Raw genomic sequence first — 16,929 nt, forward strand, 5'->3', positions numbered from 1 at the left:
ACTTTTGTGCCCTAAACGAACGAGAATGAATACCCTAAAAGTAACGCAACAGATTGTAGAATGGCTTAAGGATTACCTTGTGCAGACAGGGATAAAAGGGATGGTTGTAGGAATCTCAGGCGGGATAGACTCAGCTGTAGTCTCCACCCTATGTGCAGAGACAGGTAAGCCCGTACTGTGCTTGGAAATGCCGATCCATCAGGCTGCGAATCAGGTAAGTAGAGGGCGCAATCACATAGCCTTTCTAAAGAATAAATATCCGAATGTCAGTAGCTTAGAGGTGGATTTGACCCCTGTATTCGATACCTTTGTCGCCCAAGTTCCTCCCGCAGAGAACAATGCTTTGGCGCTTGCCAATACCCGAGCTCGCCTTAGGATGACCACTCTGTACTACTTTGCAGGTCTACAAGGCTATATGGTAGTAGGGACAGGTAACAAGATAGAGGATTTTGGGGTTGGCTTTTTTACCAAATATGGTGATGGTGGGGTAGATGTAAGCCCTATAGGCGACCTATATAAGAGCGAAGTATATGAAGTAGGGCGCTACTTGGGTGTATTGCCAGAGATTCTTCAGGCAGCCCCTACCGATGGGCTTTTCGGAGATGATCGTACCGACGAAGACCAGCTTGGTGCTACCTATGACGAATTGGAATGGGCAATGCGATTGGTAGAGAGTGGGGCAGAGGAGACTCACCTTACCCCACGGCAAAGCCAAGTATTGGCTATTTTTAAGCGGCTGAATAGGGCAAACCAACACAAAATGATACCTATACCCGTTTGTAGAGTGAAGAATGAAGAGTGAAGAATGAAGAGTGAAGAGTGAAGAGTGAAGAGTGAAGAATGAAGAGCGAAGAGTGAAGAGTGAAGAGTGAAGAATGAAGAATGAAGAGTGAAGAATGAAGAGTGAAGAGTGAAGAATGAAGAGTGAAGAGTGAACAGTGAAGAGTGAGGAGAGATTGCTGATATTGGTATGAGGGTTGTTGTGTTCTGTGGTAGGGGCGATTTGCAAATTGCCCTATGCTGGTGCGAGCAGTGGTCAGTGTTGGGGCTTAAGGTGTTAAAAAAAAATAAAACTATAAAAATACATTCTATTCTCATAATAAAGTAGTATCTTTGCCGATTATTAAACAAATCCATGAAAAAAAATATCTTTATTCTATTTTTCTTAGGAATAATTTCCTTTGCATCTTGTAGTTTTACAGATAAAAAATTTGAGTATACAGGAGATAAGGAAAAGCTCCTGATGGAGATCATTCAGTATATGGTCTCTCGAGGCCACTATGACCAGCAACCTTTGGATGATGCTTACTCCAAGCGTGTATTCAAGGGCTATATCCAATACTTAGACCCTCAGAAGCGTTATTTTATCCAAGAGGATATAGATGAGTTCAAGAAGAGTGAAACAAAGCTTGATGATGATCTCAAGAAGATGGATATTTCTTTCTTTACCCTGACCTATAACCGCTTGCGCCAACGTATAGAAGAGGCAAACAAACTATCACAGGAACTTCTCAAAGAAAAGTACGAGTTTACCAAAAATGAAACTATCGACTTGGATTATGAGAAGATCCCCTATACCAAGAACAAAAAGCAGCTGAGAGAGCGCTGGAGAAAGCTTATCAAATATTCTATACTTTCGAACTTGATTATCAAGCAAAAAGAAGAGCAAGATAAGAAAGAGAAAGATGCTAACTATACCCCTAAGGGAGACAAGGAACTTACAGCAGAAGCTGTAGAGGCTACTCAGAAAGCCTTTGAAGAGATGTTTGTTTCCTACAAAGACCTAACTTCAGATGATTGGTTTGGCATCTACCTCAATAGCTATGTAGAGGCTACAGACCCGCATTCGAGCTATATGGCACCAGATATCAAAGAGCGATTCGATCGAGATATATCTGGAAAGTTCGAAGGGATAGGTGCTGTACTACAGAAGAAATCCGATGGAATCCGTATTTCCGATATTATCATGGGAGGTCCTGTGTGGAAAGGCAAGCTCTTAGAAGTAGGAGATATGATCCTCAAGGTAGGACAAGGTAGTAAAGATCCTGTGGATGTGATAGGTATGCGCTTGGAAGATGCAGTGAAGCTTATCAAAGGGAAAAAAGGTACTGAAGTTCGCCTTACTGTAAAGCGTGTAGATGGAAGTATACAAGTAGTCTCCATAAAGCGTGATGTGGTAGAGATAGAGGAAACCTTTGCCAAATCCGCTATAATCAAGCAAGGAAACCATACTTATGGAATCATTAACCTACCCTCCTTCTATGTGAATTTCAACAATACCCGTGAGCGTAACTCCGCTTCGGATATGGCCTTGGAGATAGCCAAGCTCAAGAAGCAGAATGTAGATGGGCTTATCGTAGACTTGCGCAACAATGGTGGGGGCTCCCTATCCAAAGTAGTCGAAATAGCAGGTCTCTTTATCAAAGAAGGCCCGGTAGTACAAGTGAGAGATGCCGAGAGAAATATACAAGTACTCAGCGATACCGACAGTAGTACCCAATGGGATAAACCTTTGGTGATTCTTATCAATGAATTGTCCGCTTCTGCATCAGAAATCTTGGCAGCTGCTATGCAAGACTACGGACGTGCCATCATCATAGGCAGCAAGCAATCCTACGGCAAGGGTACAGTACAAGAGCTGATAGACCTAAACCGCGAGATACGCAATAGCTCCTTGGGAGACTTGGGAGCTATCAAACTCACTCGCCAGAAGTTCTACCGTATCAATGGAGGATCTACCCAACTGAAGGGAGTCAATAGCGATGTGGTGATTCCAGATCGTTACCAATACATAAAAGTAGGAGAGAGAGAAATGGAGAACCCTATGCCATGGGATGAGATACCTAAGGCCAACTATACCCGCTGGAGTGAAAACCAGAACTTTCCTACCGCTATTGCCAATAGCAAGAAGCGTATAGAAGAGGGAGCCCTCTTCAAGCTCATAGATGAGAATGCCCGCTGGGTACAGAAACAACGAGATGAGAATACCTATTCGCTTGAGTACAATGCCTATAAGAAACAAATAGATGAAAGTGAGGCGATGATCAAGAAGTTCAAGCAACTGACCGAATACAAATCATCCTTACAATTCTCCTCACTGCCTTCCGAAGAAGAGAAAGCTAAAGAGAATGAAGATGTGAAGATACGACGTGATCGTTGGCATGAAAATCTTCAAAAGGATATCTATGTAGAAGAGGCTGTAGAGGTACTCAATGATTTAGTAAAATAAGAACATATTAAAAAAATATTTTAACGCTTTGAAGATCCTATCTTTGGAGCGTTTTTTTCAAGAAAATAAAGCACCTAATAAGCAATATGAGAACAAAAATAGTAGCACTAATGTCTATTTTTACATTTTTTCAGCAATTATTTGCGCAACCCATTACTCAAAAACAAATTTTTGCAGAAGATATTTCCAAGATAAATTCTTTGGAAAAAGCAATCCAACAATCGGAGCTGGTAGTCAATTACCTTCTACAGGAGCACTATACTCCGAGTATGTCCATATGTGTGACCAAGCGAGGCTTTCCCATCTGGGAACAGGGGTATGGCTATGCCGATATAGAGAACAAAGTAGGGGTGAACCCCCGCGAGACCCTGTACCGTATCGCCAGTGTTTCCAAGCCCTTGACAGGGATGGCGCTGACCAAAATGCAGGAACAGGGCTGGATAGACTGGAACTGTTCGCTCTATGACTATGTCCCTTATTTTCCTAAAAAACAATATGACTTTACCGTAAAACAATTGGCGGGACACTTGGCAGGGATACGTGCCTACAAAGGGAAAGAAGTCTTTCTCAACCGCTTTATGAGCATCAAGGAAGGAATAAGCGTATTTGCAGAAGACCCTTTGCTTTTCGAACCTGGGACACAATATTACTACAATAGTTATGATATGAACCTTGTTTCTTTGGCTATGCAGGAAGCACGTAAGGAACCTTTCGAATGGTATGTAACCCACAATGTATTGGAGCCTATAGGGATGAAGCATACTTTTCCCGATATGGGAGGGCTGTCCCCGAACCAGTCGATACCGTATTCTCCTGATAAGAAGAAACAATTCAAAAGATCTACAGAGGTGAATAACTTCTTTAAGCTCGGAGGTGGAGGATTCCTCTCTACTGCCTATGATGTAAACCTAATGGGACAGGCAGTGCTGGGCAAGGCTTTTCTAAAACCAGAATATCAAGAGCAAATGCTCACCTCCCAACAGCTCAATACCGGAAAAGATACAGGCTATGGCATTGGCTGGCAGGCAACTACCGACTGGCAAGGGCGTACCTATTACGGGCATATAGGCAATGGGATAGGGGGATATGCTTGGTTCTATGTATATCCTGAGGAAGAAGTGGTCTTTACCTTCTTGTTCAATACGACTAACCCCTCCATAGCGGACTATATGCATAGAATTATGGACTGTATGCTCAAAGGAGCCTCCTATAAGGAGTATACTACTCATAACTATCCAGTTATCAAGAAGAGTGAAGAGTGAAGAGTGAATAATGAATAATGATCACTAATGGACTTCTGTTATAAAAGTAGTTATGGATGAAAAAGTTAAAGTTTCTCTACAGATTGAAATCCCTCGTTTGAGTGAGGATGTGGATATAGACTCTGTGCGAGAGGGATTAAATGAGTATGTAAAATCTATTATTTCGAGGATTAATGTTGCAGATTTAGAGGATTGGAAGCTTTTGATAAGGGTAACTTTACGCTCTACTAATGGAATAGGCGTCTTTAAACGTGCAATGCGCTACCCTTCGGATAAAGAATTTGAGTTTTCTATTTCTGTTGCCATACCTAATGAAAAGGGAGCTTTGTATGGGGTTTCTAAAAAAGTAGAAGAGGCTTTTTATGTGCCACTGAATGATAAGAACTTTTATGTATTAGAGCCTAATTTTGAGAATTATAGCAATCTGTATGAATATATATTAGAGAGTAGTAGGCTTGCCATTCATTTGGCTTTTACAAAAGGCATTAGTTGTAATGGGAAAAGAATTAGCTTCCAAAAATAAAGAAAGATGAAAAAAAAGGAATTAATGGAATTTTTAAATAAGTTCCAAAGGACAGAAGAATACCACTTGCCCAATTGGACAGTAGGGTTCATAAAGTATAATAGTGGAAAAGAAAGCCGTATTTATGCAAGAATTTTTAAAGAGCATATATATCTGACCTCTATAAAATCTCCTTTTAATGAGGAGGTGATAGATACCGTTTTATCAGAGGTGGATAAGGCTTTAAAGAAAAACACAATCATTAGTTATTGTAAAGTGGGCATTCAAAAAACTATCGGAATTTTTGACAGTATTATATTCATTGATAGTGCACACCATGATTGGTTTAAGAGTTTTGATGCTGTTATGCATCAAAAAATAATATGGTTTTACCCTATTCATCACTCCGAACTTACAGGAGAAGATACCAAAGAAGTTGTTGCAAGAAATTTGGCTTTCAATCCAACTGTATGGGATAGAAAGATAGCCCCTTTGATACTCTCAAGGCTTCACATCCCTAGAATAGGATTTAAAAATAGTAAAAATTATTATGAGAAAATAGCGAACCTATACGATTTTATACAGGATATGAAGGCAGAAGAAGACTTCATAGAGTTATCTAATTACAAAGGAGAAAAGGTTTTTGTCTGTTATGCTCCATCAGAAAATAAGTATATTGTGAAGGAAAAAGAAATGGTACTATTTTCTGGGAATATAGAAGGATTAAAAGAAATAGTATCTTTTTTCTTGATTAGGTAATACAAAGGTTATATTTCTGAACGATGTTACATATAAGAAATAAAATAGGTAAAGAATATAGCCTATTATATGATAAAGGGTATAGAAATGAACTTGTCGAAGATCGAGGTTTGTTGTTTTCATCTTTGACCTGTAGCCATCCAGAAGTAGGGCTTATCTTTAATTTTTCAATAGAAAAAGGTGTTTTATCAATAGCAGTTACAACAAAAGAACTATTAGAGAAAAAGGTTTCCTTTGACTTTTTCTATATTTTAAAAGTTCTATATCCAGAGAAAAGATTTGAAGAAATAAAAGAACTTTCTTACCAAGATGAGGTAGCTGCAAATTTGCTAAAAGTAGAGGAACTATTTAGTGAAAAGCAAATTTGTAATACTATAGAGAAACTTACTTCTGCAATAAAACAATATTCAAAAGAGCGATTCACATAAACAATTAATATAATGAGTAATTTAAGGTTCAAAAATTGTATAACTTATTGATTTTTAAAACCTCCCCCTCTTCACATACTCGCTCTCGCGACTTCCTCCAAAGGGGGAATGAGATAGTTTATGATTCTCAATGAGTTATAGAGAAAAAATTTTACGTATTGACAAACAGTTTTCGTCTTTTTAACGAATTTAAAGAGGCTGTCCGAAAGGGCTTATTCATGGGGGGGCGATTTGCAAATCGCCCCTACAACAGGATCTAAAACAGCTGATTTTCAATAGAATAAACTTTGAAAATATTCGATTTAAACTTTTGAAAAATAATATTTTGGACTTTTCGGATAGCCTCATGGGAGGTTTTTTGTATGTTGATGATTATTAGCTTGTTATAAATAGAATTATAACCTAAAAACGACTTTCGAAACTTAAATAAAAAATTTAAGTTTTGTAAGTTCTGTAATTTATTGATATTCAAAAACCTCCCCCTACCCCCTCTTGGAGGGGGAATGAGATAGTTTAAGATTCTCAAGGAGTTAGAGAGAGGATATTTTCTAGATTGATAGACAATTTTTATCTTTTTCAACGCATCCCACATACCCAGCTGTGAGCACTCGCTGGCTTTCCCCCTCTCGGAGGGGGTAGGGGGAGGTTTATTTTGAAATATATTGATTATTAATTATAAATCCAATTATAGCCTAAAAACGACTTGCGAAACTTAAATAATAAATAATATTGCATAAAACATTATGAACAAATTGATTAGAATAATAGCTGTAATTACATTTTTCTGTGTATTTTCTTGTAAAGTAGTATCCAAAGATTTTTTCTGCTTTGGAACAGAAGAGTACAAACAAAAAGAAAAAAAGAATAGGATAAATACAGATGAGGCGGCAGATCTTTTTGCAAAATACTTTTTTGAGAAACATCCTGAGAAGAATAAGATCAAAGTTAATTTGAATATCATCTATGATGGATATTATATATTTTCAGCAAGCACAATTTTGTATAATCATAAAACAGGAGAATACTTTCTGAATAATACTTATTGGGTTAATGGACAAACAGGAGAGATTATTAAACCTAATAAGAAAAAGTTGGATATAATTCTATCATTACCTTTAAAAGAGGTTTTTGATAAAGAGTTTACAAATAAACCTTAATACAATAGTTTTATTTTGGTAGATGCTCTGTTTTTGTATGGGTTTGTGTTTGTTCTGGTAAGTAATGCGTTTTAGTACATTACTCAAAACACAGAAGTATAGGTAAGTATAATAAAAAAGTTCAACAAAAGTATGGAAATAAAAGAAAATTTTTCAGAGTCAAATGGTTCTATAATATATGAAGATTTTAGTTCGTATTCAAAAGAAATAGAAGAAAAAACCTCAGAGATACCCGAAAATAATTTGCTTTTTTGGGGTAGTTGGTTTTGTGAAGGTTTATTTCAAAGATGTAAAAATCATATTCAAGTTTTTTTGACCGATGAAGAGGTTTTATTGATAAATGAAATCATAAGTTATTTGTGGAATCTCGTTGATGAAAAGGAACAAATGGATATGAGTAAAATTAATTCGTTGTACGAAAGGCTTAACGACATAGATGAAACAGATTTAGATGCGACAGATTATCAACAAGAGGAAATATATGAGTTGATAGTTTCTTTAGATGATATTTTAAGATATTGTCAGTCAGGTGTAAGAGGTTTTGAAGACAATATTTCTCAATCAATTATCAATGTAATTGATATAATGCTACAAGATGAAGATAAGGATATATTATCTAAGAAAGGATTTCAAGATGCTTTGGTTCAAAATGAGGTTAAAGCCCAATTTGAAATGATATCTTTGCTCAAAGAGAAAAAATTAACAAGTGAGTTTAAACATTGGTTACGCAAGTAAGGAGGAAGTAATTGATAAGGAATGAGCGACACGCTCTTATTATAGTAGGCACGAGCTACAAGCTCGCGCTAGCAGGGGTTTACCCTCAATAGTTACAAAATCTTGACTTGTAACATTGAGTTTACTTGTTGCAGTACCTTGATTGCAACTGAGTTCTGCAGTATCAGTGATGATTTGTGGCATAATATCTTAACTAAATAGTTTTTCTAACCAACTCTTTCCTTTGTTTTTCCGATGGCGCTGCCATTGTTCTTCCTCATAGGCTTTTCATTCTTCTTCGGTATATGAAATGCCATTGACTTTCCGCCTTGTGTCTGGGGTTTGATACTTTTTGCCATTTTCATCTATCCAATGAAGATATTTATTTTCTTCAGGAGGAAGTTTATCTATCTTATTAGGTACAATAGTTTTAAGCACATTTATTGCAGGATCGTTTTCTTCTGCATACAAAACAAGATGACACAGTATCTCACCCGTATTTCCATCTATACGCAAAAAATGATTGTTTTTCCAAAACCTTGTATTAGTTTCTACTTGCCAATAATTTCTATTTTGGTATACTCTTTTTTTGATAGAAGAAATGTATATTCTTACTTCATCTTCTATATTGTCATATAAATAATTAATCACATCTTCATAACTAAAATTCCATCCCTTATCGTGGTCAATGGTTTTGATAAGGGTAGCATTACTATCATAGTGATACTCTTTGCCTAAGGCAATACTTGTTGGTTCTACTGACAGCCTTTTTAATCTAATCTTTAATGTCTTTGTATCATATATCTTAAATATACAATAACTTGAATTATTAAAATATCTTTCATAAAGGAAATCGTCTCCTTCCCGTAATATTATAATCCCATTAGGTGTTTTTTTTTCATATGTTTTAAAACTGGAATATTCATCTTTAATCAAAAAATCCTTATATTCTTCTAAATGAAGAATATCAAATCCACTATCTATTGTTGGGCGATTGTTCTTATCCATTTTTTTATCAATTTTTAACTCATAAATATTTTGTGCACTACTAAGGCACACTACAAAAAAGAAGCAACTAATTGTGATCAATTTTTTCATAACTGTTCAGGTCTATAATTGTTAGGTTCTGGAGCCGCTTTGCTACGAACTATTTTTATTTGCCAATAGAATAGATTATTCCTGTGATCTGAGTAATCCATAATATTGGTTGTTGTTTTATATCCAAATGAATATTCTCCATTACTTTGTATTTCTCTATTTCCTCCTTGAAGAGTTTGAGGAATATGATCTCTATTCTCAAAGGAATGAGGTAAACCCAAACTATGGTATACTTCGTGTGTTATCACAAATGGCTTTATACGGCTTGTAGTTACTACTGCCTTATTAGGGGTATAATAAGCTGTCGTAGTTAGCCTATCATCAAAATATCTTTGCTTAAAAGGCAGTATATTGACATTAGCCTGTTTATCTTCCTCAGTAGCCATAGCTTTACCCTCAATAGTTACAAAATCTTGACTTGTAACATTGAGTTTACTCGTTGCTGTACCTTGATCGCAACTGAGTATTGCGGTATTGGTGATGATTTGTGGCATAATGATTAATCTTTAAAATTTAGCTTAGGAATAACCTTTCCCACCAAGGGTGTGTTTTTACATATAGTTCCCACTCTTTTTTAGTGAAAGCCCTATCGTTATAAAGGCGGTAAGTGCCAGCAGGGTAATCCCCCCTTGCTTGTAAGGTACGCCTAATTCTTTGGCAGGTGTGGTTTCTTCTATGAAGAGGGAGGTTGAATTTTCTTGCTGTTCTTTGCTGTTTTTTAATGGAGGCAATTCAAATCCTCCAGCAGCATTATTATATCTTTCATACTCTTTCCGAACATATTTTCCACTTGTGCAATCAAAAATATATTCATAATAAACATCAATAATATCATGTAAAACTTTCTTAACAACAGTTACTATCCATATATGTTTTATTTTATCAAATTCAAAATATAGCTTGTCAGCCTCTCTATTTTTTCCTGTCTCTAAATTAATAGAAGAGTCGTTGTTTAATATACCTAATATTTTTTCAAAACTCCATTTACCAAATTTTCTCTCTTCATCTATTTGTTCCAATTTTCCATTTTCATCATAATAACACCATGTTCCAATCATAGTATTTCCTCCCATCCCAGCATATTTTCCATACTTTCGTAGTTTCCCATTAGGGTAGTAATAATACATATACCTATAATAAGCTGGTTTTTTGGGGATTACTATGTAGTATATGTTTTCTCCTCCAAAGTTTACCCCTTTAAATAAATTACCATCTTTTGCTTTATAGAAATGAGGATTTCCGATTTCCTTATCATATCCCTCATAGTTTCTATTGTGTAATTCAAAATCAAAATATTCAAACATAACTCTATCGTTTAAACATTCAGCTTTATTGTTATTATTAATTGTTTTGCATTGTAAAATCTGAAGGTCTTGGTACTCTTCCTCACTTATTGATATGCTATTTTTTCTTTTACGTTTATTCTTTTTGCTATTTTTTAGAGGAGGAAGTGTAGGCATATCCTTAGCTTTTTCATTATAACGTTCATACTCTTCACGAGTGTACTTTCCTGTTTTGCAGTCAAAAATATATTCATAATAGGTATCTATCAAAACATCTATTCTTTCTTTAAAAACGATAACAGCTACCTCTCTGTTATTATTTCTAAATTCAATATATAATTTATTCCAATCCCTATTTTTACCTGTGTAGAGATCAATAACGGCATCTTTATGTAATACCTCTAAAATAGCATTAAATGTCCATTTACCTAATTTTGCTTCTTCATTTACCTGAGTTTCTTTGCCATTCTCATCAAAGTAATGCCAAACACCTATTTTTACTACCTGCATACCTGCGTATTTACCATAGGCTTTAAGATTTCCATTTTCATAATAATCATAAAAGTAATGGTAATAGGCTGGTAGGGGAGGAATTACATCATAAAAGATATAGCCTTTTCCTCCATAAAAAGGGCGGAAAGAAGAACCATCTTTTAATTTGTAATAATCTCCATATTTAGGATCTTTCTCGAAATCTTTGTACCTTGTATTCCATAGGTTAAAATCAAATTTTTCGAACATAATCGTATCTTTTAAAGAATTTTTGTTTTCTTGTGCCATCATATGATTTATTGTTAATACTACAATGTATAATAATATTTTCCTCATAAGAGATTTATTTTAATAAATAATGTTTTCGTATAGTTTCCCATTGCCATTTCCATAATTGAAAACGATTTATAGGACTTCGTGCGTTGCCAGATACAGGATCTTTTACTAAATGAGAATAGTCCATTATTGAAGCTGTTTAAACTTTTTCCTATAATAAAATAAAAGTTCCCGAAAATTAGTAATTTTGTGTTTGAGAAAAAAAGAACACCAAAATTCAGGAACTTTGGGCAAAGATACAATAAATAATTGGATTATTCCCTTTTTAAGTGTAGGAAAGTAAAGATGTTAGCTTTCAGCGAGTATGGTTGAATCTATTAAGCAAGAAGAAAAGAAAATTAGATATGTCTTTCGTTCAATTTCCTCAAAAAAGTTTAAACACATTTGTTAATAAAAAAGCGAACTGTTTTTAGTAGAAGAAAAACTTTTAGTAGGTGATTTGTGCTTTGAAACTTTTTCAGAAAAAGCAAATTATTTCTTTGGATTTTTGAAAAAACTGGCAAATTATTTCTTTGGATTTTTACAAAAAATGGCAAATTATTTCTTTGGATAATTTTAATTTTGTATCTTTGAACTCTGATATATAACTACTTATAAAATGTATTACCCAAGATTAATAGATAGCTATCTAAAAGAATGGGCTTTACGCCCTGCTCGCAAACCTTTGTTGTTAAGGGGTGCCCGTCAGGTGGGTAAATCGACAGCAGTAAGAGAGAACTTTGGAACGTTCACCTATACCGATACTGAAGAAGGAGCAGAGCGCATGGTAAGACTGTGTCCGCTATTTGCTTTGTCACAGATTGCACAATAGAGACTGAATATGTTACAAAAAAAAGTGCTTGTAGACCTTAGAACTACAAGCACTTTTCTATAAAATCACTGATTGTTATTTTTTCCAAATAATGTCTCCTTCAGGAGCCTTAGGGCTGGCAGGGCTACTTCCCTGTAGGGAGAGTACATAGCTGGCTACCTGTTGGCGTTGTTTGGCAGTGAGGGTAGCCTTCCAGGCAACCATACCTTTACCTTCACGTCCTCCTTCGGAGATGGTGTGGAATACATTCTTGATATCTCCTCCAAGGATCCAGTGATCATCGGTAAGGTTAGGACCTATACCTCCACCACCGTCAGGAGCGTGGCACATGATACAGTTGGCTTGGAAGATACTTTTTCCTTCCTGTAGGCTGGCTGCATCGGTAAGTTCTGTAACGCTATCGGCATCAATCATGCCAGGGTTGGCCTTTTTGAAAGCCTCAATCGCATGTTGGGCATCGGTAATCTCTTGCTCATATTCAGCTTTCTGACTAAGCCCGCCAAATACTTCATACTTGAATAGGTATACTACAGCAAAGATGATACAAGCATAGAAAAGATAAGTCCACCAAGGAGGGAGGTTGTTATCCAGCTCTTGGATCCCGTCATAGTTATGATCGAGGATAATTTCAGATTCTTTTTCTAAAGGTTTTTGGTCAAGCATCTTGGCTACAAAGCGCCCCCACCAGCTGTTTTGCTCTGCAAGCTCTCTTTGTTGTTTTTGAGAGTCGGTGAGCAGGCGGTCAAGAATATCCTCAGAGCGGTAGCGGATCATCTCAATAGCAATAAGTATCAAGGTGAGGAACCCTAAAAATGCTTGGATAGGAACCATAGAAACAATAGCAGATGCTTCTTCTGTTCCATATATATATTCTAACAATAAGGCAGCAAAACCTACAATGATAAGAATACGTATTAATGCTAATAAATTTCTCATAAAATGTTGTTGTTTTGATCGTCGTCGTTAAAAGGGAGGTTACTAATCTCATTCAGATCCTTTTTCTTGTAGGAGAGTACCCACCAGAATAGGATGATGAAAAAAGTAAAGCAAATAATTAAAGAAATAATCGGGTAAAGTGAAACACCTTCGATGGAAGCCATGTGGTGTTTGATAAACTTCATCATAACGAATTATTTTTCAGCGTTTTCTTTCTTTGCTTTGATATCTACCCCCAATCGTTGTAAATAGGCTATCATAGCCACGATTTCACGTTTTTCGATAGGGATAAATTTTTCCCCACGAACTTCGGCGTTTTTCTTAGAAGCTTCATAATTGGCCACGAAGTTAGGGTCGTTCAGTAGGCTATTGGCAATAGCTCTGGCTTGTACGGCTAAGTTTTCTTGGGCAAACTTGAAATCATCTTCGTTGTAAGGAACCCCCAATTTAGATAAGGTACGCATCTTCTGTAAGAGCCTATCGGTGTTCAATTCATTTTTGATAAGCCATGGATAAGAAGGCATGATACTACCTGGGGAGGTTTCTCTTGGGTCTAACATATGGTTGAAGTGCCAGTTGTTGTTGTATTTGCCTCCTAAGCGATGCAAATCAGGACCTGTACGCTTACTTCCCCATAAGAACGGACGATCGTATACAAATTCTCCAGCCTTGGAGTATTCCCCATAACGCTCTACCTCACTACGGAATGGACGAACCATCTGAGTATGGCAACCCACACAACCTTCACGGATATAGAGGTCACGGCCTTCCAATTCGAGAGGTGTATAAGGTTTTACTTCGGCTATGGTAGGAATATTTTCTTTTACTAAGAGAGTAGGGATGATCTGTACAGCACCTCCTATGGCTACGGCAATAGTAGCCCAGATGGTCATTTGTACAGGTTTTCTTTCGAGCCAGTGGTGAAGGGTTTCACCAGCCACGCGTTTTTTACTAATAGGAGCTAAGGCAGGAGCTTCGGCAAGTTCGTCCGTTACTTTCTGTCCTTGGCGGATGGTCTGAATCACGTTGATAATAGCCATGATAGCCCCACTGATATAAAGCGTTCCTCCAATGGCACGCATAGCATACATAGGTAGGATAGCATTGACAGTATCAAGGAAGTTACCATATACCAAGTTTCCATCAGGGTAGAACTGTTTCCACATGGAGGCTTGTGTAAATCCTGCTATATAGAGAGGAATGGTATAGAATACAATTCCTAAGGTACCTATCCAGAAGTGTGCATTGGCAAGGCGGGTAGAGTATAGGTTGGTTTTCCACATCTTAGGGACAAGATAGTAGATCATACCAAAGGTAAGGAACCCGTTCCAAGCCAAGGCACCTACGTGTACGTGAGCAATAATCCAGTCAGTAAAGTGGGCTATGGCATTTACATTCTTTAGCGCCAAGGTAGGCCCCTCAAAGGTTGCCATCCCATATCCGGTAATGGCTACAACCAAGAACTTAAGTACCGGCTCGGTACGCACCTTATCCCAAGCACCACGTAGGGTAAGTAGCCCATTGATCATACCTCCCCAAGAAGGTGCCACGAGCATTACAGAGAATACTACTCCAAGGTTCTGAGCCCATTCAGGAAGAGCGGTGTAGAGCAAGTGGTGAGGTCCTGCCCACATATAGATGAATATCAAGCTCCAGAAGTGGATAATAGAAAGGCGGTAGGAATATACCGGTCTGTTAGCCGCTTTAGGAACAAAGTAGTACATAAGTCCTAAGAAAGGAGTTGTCAGGAAGAAGGCTACCGCATTGTGTCCATACCACCATTGTACCAAAGCATCTTGTACTCCTGCATATACGGAGTAGCTCTTCATAGAGGTAAGGGCAATAGGGAACTCTAAGTTGTTAAAAATGTGTAGCAAAGCTACAGCTACAAAGGTAGCCAAGTAGAACCAAATCGCTACATAGATGTGGCGCTGTCTTCTCTTGATAAGGGTTCCAATCATATTGGCACCCCAAGCCACCCATACAATAGCTATGGCAATATCAAAAGGCCATTCAAGCTCAGCATACTCCTTGGAGGTGCTTATCCCCATAGGGAAAGTAATAGCCGCTCCCAAGATGATCAACTGCCATCCCCAGAAGTTGAGCTTGCTTAGGAAGTCACTATACATACGAGCCTTCAGTAGGCGCTGCATGGAGTAGTAGCTCCCCGCAAAAATAGCATTTCCTACAAAAGCAAAGATCACAGCATTGGTGTGCAGTGGTCGCAATCGACCAAAACTTAGCCAAGAGATCCCTTCGGTAAGTGTAGGAAATAGAAAATAGTAGGCCAATAGTAGCCCCACACTCATTCCTATAACACCCCAAAAGAGGGTTGCATAAAGGAAGTTCTTAACAATTTTGTTGTCGTAATAAAATTGTTCCATTTCCATAAAAAATGATTTAGCAAATTTTAAGTTGTTGTTTGCTTTTCTGTATCCTTCTTGTGGTAAGAGGTATGTGTTTTTTCTAAGGTGTTTTCTTTAGGTGAGGATTCTACTAATTCATCTTCAAAGAGCATACGTATAGCAGGACTCTCTACATCATCATACTGCCCCTTATGAATGGCACGAAGGTATAAGAATAAGAATAGACCGACTACTATAGTACTAATGGATATGAGCATGTAGATAACACTCATTTTATATATAAAATTTGGTGCAAAAATAAGTTTTTTTTGTTAGATCACAAAAATATATTTTACTTTTTTTCACGTTTGGCAATAACTTTCTTTTTTTGATTTTTCAGAGGTTTTTATCTTAAATTGTTCTATGATAGTATTGTGCTCTGGCACCCTCTATATAGGAGTATGGGTGGACTCTTCTGTAGGGGAGATTTTTGAATTAATTATTGGAAGAAAATGTTCTCTAAACCAACGAAAACGATTGACGATCATGATATGGGTACCCCCCTTCACTCGGATACAATCGCCAATGTATCGGATAGGGAATACCAAATCCTTATCGCCATGTATATGAATGATTTTATCCTTATCAAGAGGTTGTCCTTCCCAATCGAGCAACTCACGCGCACACCATGCCAAGTAGGTAGGACTTGAGAGACCTATATAGTGAATATATAGTTTTTTGTAGCGCTTGGTGTGTTTCCAAAAGTCAAAACGTATCATTCGGGCTAAGGGAAGAATATGGTGTAGTTTTAGTTTTTTACAACGGCGCATCCATGAGGGGAGTTCCTGAGGGGAGGCGACAGAGGAGATTAAAACGACACACCGATAGCTTGGCAGCAGTCTGGCTACTTCTTGCATCAGTACCCCGCCTAAGGATACCCCTATAAGGATAGGGTTATGAGCAGTGATTTGTTGGGCTATACGGGCGGCATAGTCCAAGAGACCTTCCTTAGGACGGGGTTCGTCCCATTCCAACAGATGTACTTGATACCCTTCAGGCCACTCGAGGTGTTCGAAAATACGCGAACTGGCGGCCATACCAGGCATACAATAGACAGGGATAGCCATTTTTTCTTATTTTTGGTGTAGGGTGTAGCGCTCTTCTTCCGCTGGGGTCATCTTTTTGTCGGAGTCAGGAAGGAGGATGAGCACTTGAGCATCTACTTTGTAGATAGCTTTAGAACCATTCTCACTTATAAGGACAATGGTTTTGTCTTCTCCATTCCATTGAAAACGCCCTTTCTCACTTTGGCTATGTCCATCTTCTATATAACGTTCGGTCTTGGTATAGGTATTATTTTCCCCCAAGATAACTGTGGTATCTACATTTTTTCCATCGGGGGTGGGGAGAATACCATTGTATAGGATACCTTGGCGGCTATCTTGCTCCTTGGGAGCTTGTGTGGTTTGTTCTCTCTGTTCTGTAACTGGTTCCTCTGTAGGAGTGTTCTCTGGGGTATTATTGCCCTTGCAGGCGAACAATAGTAGGGAAAGAATACAAATTCTGTACATAAAGTG

The 16,929-nt window shown here is 37.5% G+C and carries 17 protein-coding genes and 2 pseudogenes; 9 read left to right on the forward strand and 10 right to left on the reverse strand.

The genetic code is table 11. From position 1 onward, the window contains the following. Positions 1-25 precede the first annotated feature (25 nt). From nadE to CGC50_RS13970, 8 genes are all read left to right on the forward strand, one after another. Positions 26-802 carry an NAD(+) synthase gene (nadE, locus tag CGC50_RS11935; protein WP_095910980.1) on the forward strand — a complete coding sequence of 259 codons (777 nt, stop codon included), beginning with the start codon at positions 26-28 and terminating at the stop codon, positions 800-802. Between the two features lie 333 nt (positions 803-1,135). Continuing rightward, entirely contained in the window at positions 1,136-3,229 is a 2,094-nt protein-coding gene (locus tag CGC50_RS11945) for a carboxy terminal-processing peptidase (RefSeq protein ID WP_095910981.1), read from the forward strand. 110 nt (positions 3,230-3,339) lie between these two features. Then, complete coding sequence (locus tag CGC50_RS11950) at positions 3,340-4,491, forward strand: serine hydrolase domain-containing protein (protein ID WP_095911371.1); 1,152 nt, start codon at positions 3,340-3,342, stop codon at positions 4,489-4,491. A gap of 52 nt (positions 4,492-4,543) precedes the next feature. Then, positions 4,544-5,014 (forward strand): Imm9 family immunity protein, encoded by a 471-nt coding sequence (gene imm9 / locus CGC50_RS11955; RefSeq protein WP_095910982.1) that lies wholly within the window; start codon positions 4,544-4,546, stop codon positions 5,012-5,014. Positions 5,015-5,020: 6 nt separating this feature from the next. After that, complete coding sequence (locus CGC50_RS11960) at positions 5,021-5,752, forward strand: hypothetical protein (RefSeq protein WP_095910983.1); 732 nt, start codon at positions 5,021-5,023, stop codon at positions 5,750-5,752. A 23-nt stretch (positions 5,753-5,775) separates the two neighbouring features. Next, positions 5,776-6,180, forward strand: coding sequence for a hypothetical protein (locus CGC50_RS11965; protein ID WP_095910984.1), 405 nt, complete (start codon positions 5,776-5,778; stop codon positions 6,178-6,180). 743 nt (positions 6,181-6,923) lie between these two features. Continuing rightward, positions 6,924-7,337, forward strand: coding sequence for a hypothetical protein (locus CGC50_RS11970; protein ID WP_095910985.1), 414 nt, complete (start codon positions 6,924-6,926; stop codon positions 7,335-7,337). Positions 7,338-7,469: 132 nt separating this feature from the next. After that, on the forward strand, positions 7,470-8,072 hold the full coding sequence (locus tag CGC50_RS13970) for a hypothetical protein (protein ID WP_198541611.1): 603 nt from the start codon (positions 7,470-7,472) through the stop codon (positions 8,070-8,072). A 72-nt stretch (positions 8,073-8,144) separates the two neighbouring features. Here the strand turns inward: CGC50_RS13970 and CGC50_RS14325 are convergent. From CGC50_RS14325 to CGC50_RS14205, 4 genes and pseudogenes are all read right to left on the reverse strand, one after another. Next, positions 8,145-8,255 (reverse strand): annotated as a pseudogene (locus CGC50_RS14325) (DUF4280 domain-containing protein); the annotation flags it as partial. Between the two features lie 84 nt (positions 8,256-8,339). Next, complete coding sequence (locus tag CGC50_RS11980) at positions 8,340-9,149, reverse strand: hypothetical protein (protein ID WP_095910986.1); 810 nt, start codon at positions 9,147-9,149, stop codon at positions 8,340-8,342. A gap of 332 nt (positions 9,150-9,481) precedes the next feature. Continuing rightward, positions 9,482-9,643 (reverse strand): annotated as a pseudogene (locus tag CGC50_RS14330) (PAAR-like protein); the annotation flags it as partial. A gap of 57 nt (positions 9,644-9,700) precedes the next feature. Beyond that, the gene (locus tag CGC50_RS14205; RefSeq protein ID WP_232781137.1) at positions 9,701-11,215 is read right to left on the reverse strand and encodes a hypothetical protein; all 1,515 of its coding nucleotides are present in this window, start codon (positions 11,213-11,215) and stop codon (positions 9,701-9,703) included. Between the two features lie 643 nt (positions 11,216-11,858). Between CGC50_RS14205 and CGC50_RS12005 the strand changes: the two genes are divergently transcribed. Beyond that, a complete protein-coding gene (locus tag CGC50_RS12005; RefSeq protein ID WP_095910988.1) occupies positions 11,859-12,071 on the forward strand; it encodes a hypothetical protein in 213 nt (70 codons plus the stop codon). A gap of 75 nt (positions 12,072-12,146) precedes the next feature. On the opposite strand, the gene CGC50_RS12010 is transcribed toward CGC50_RS12005, so the two are convergent. From CGC50_RS12010 to CGC50_RS12035, 6 genes are all read right to left on the reverse strand, one after another. Then, positions 12,147-13,007 (reverse strand): cbb3-type cytochrome c oxidase N-terminal domain-containing protein, encoded by an 861-nt coding sequence (locus CGC50_RS12010; RefSeq protein WP_002669568.1) that lies wholly within the window; start codon positions 13,005-13,007, stop codon positions 12,147-12,149. Then, a complete protein-coding gene (locus CGC50_RS12015; RefSeq protein WP_095910989.1) occupies positions 13,004-13,195 on the reverse strand; it encodes a cbb3-type cytochrome oxidase subunit 3 in 192 nt (63 codons plus the stop codon). The genes CGC50_RS12010 and CGC50_RS12015 overlap by 4 nt, the downstream gene beginning before the upstream one ends. 6 nt (positions 13,196-13,201) lie before the next feature. Continuing rightward, complete coding sequence (gene ccoN, locus CGC50_RS12020) at positions 13,202-15,397, reverse strand: cytochrome-c oxidase, cbb3-type subunit I (RefSeq protein ID WP_095910990.1); 2,196 nt, start codon at positions 15,395-15,397, stop codon at positions 13,202-13,204. A gap of 20 nt (positions 15,398-15,417) precedes the next feature. Further along, positions 15,418-15,645 carry a cbb3-type cytochrome oxidase assembly protein CcoS gene (gene ccoS, locus CGC50_RS12025; RefSeq protein WP_040360229.1) on the reverse strand — a complete coding sequence of 76 codons (228 nt, stop codon included), beginning with the start codon at positions 15,643-15,645 and terminating at the stop codon, positions 15,418-15,420. A 156-nt stretch (positions 15,646-15,801) separates the two neighbouring features. Then, the gene (locus tag CGC50_RS12030) at positions 15,802-16,479 is read right to left on the reverse strand and encodes an alpha/beta fold hydrolase (RefSeq protein ID WP_095910991.1); all 678 of its coding nucleotides are present in this window, start codon (positions 16,477-16,479) and stop codon (positions 15,802-15,804) included. 6 nt (positions 16,480-16,485) lie between these two features. Beyond that, the gene (locus CGC50_RS12035; RefSeq protein WP_095910992.1) at positions 16,486-16,923 is read right to left on the reverse strand and encodes a copper resistance protein NlpE N-terminal domain-containing protein; all 438 of its coding nucleotides are present in this window, start codon (positions 16,921-16,923) and stop codon (positions 16,486-16,488) included. Positions 16,924-16,929 lie beyond the last annotated feature (6 nt).

The sequence above is a fragment of the Capnocytophaga gingivalis genome (genome assembly GCF_002302415.1).
GTDB classification, from domain to species: Bacteria; Bacteroidota; Bacteroidia; order Flavobacteriales; family Flavobacteriaceae; genus Capnocytophaga; species Capnocytophaga gingivalis.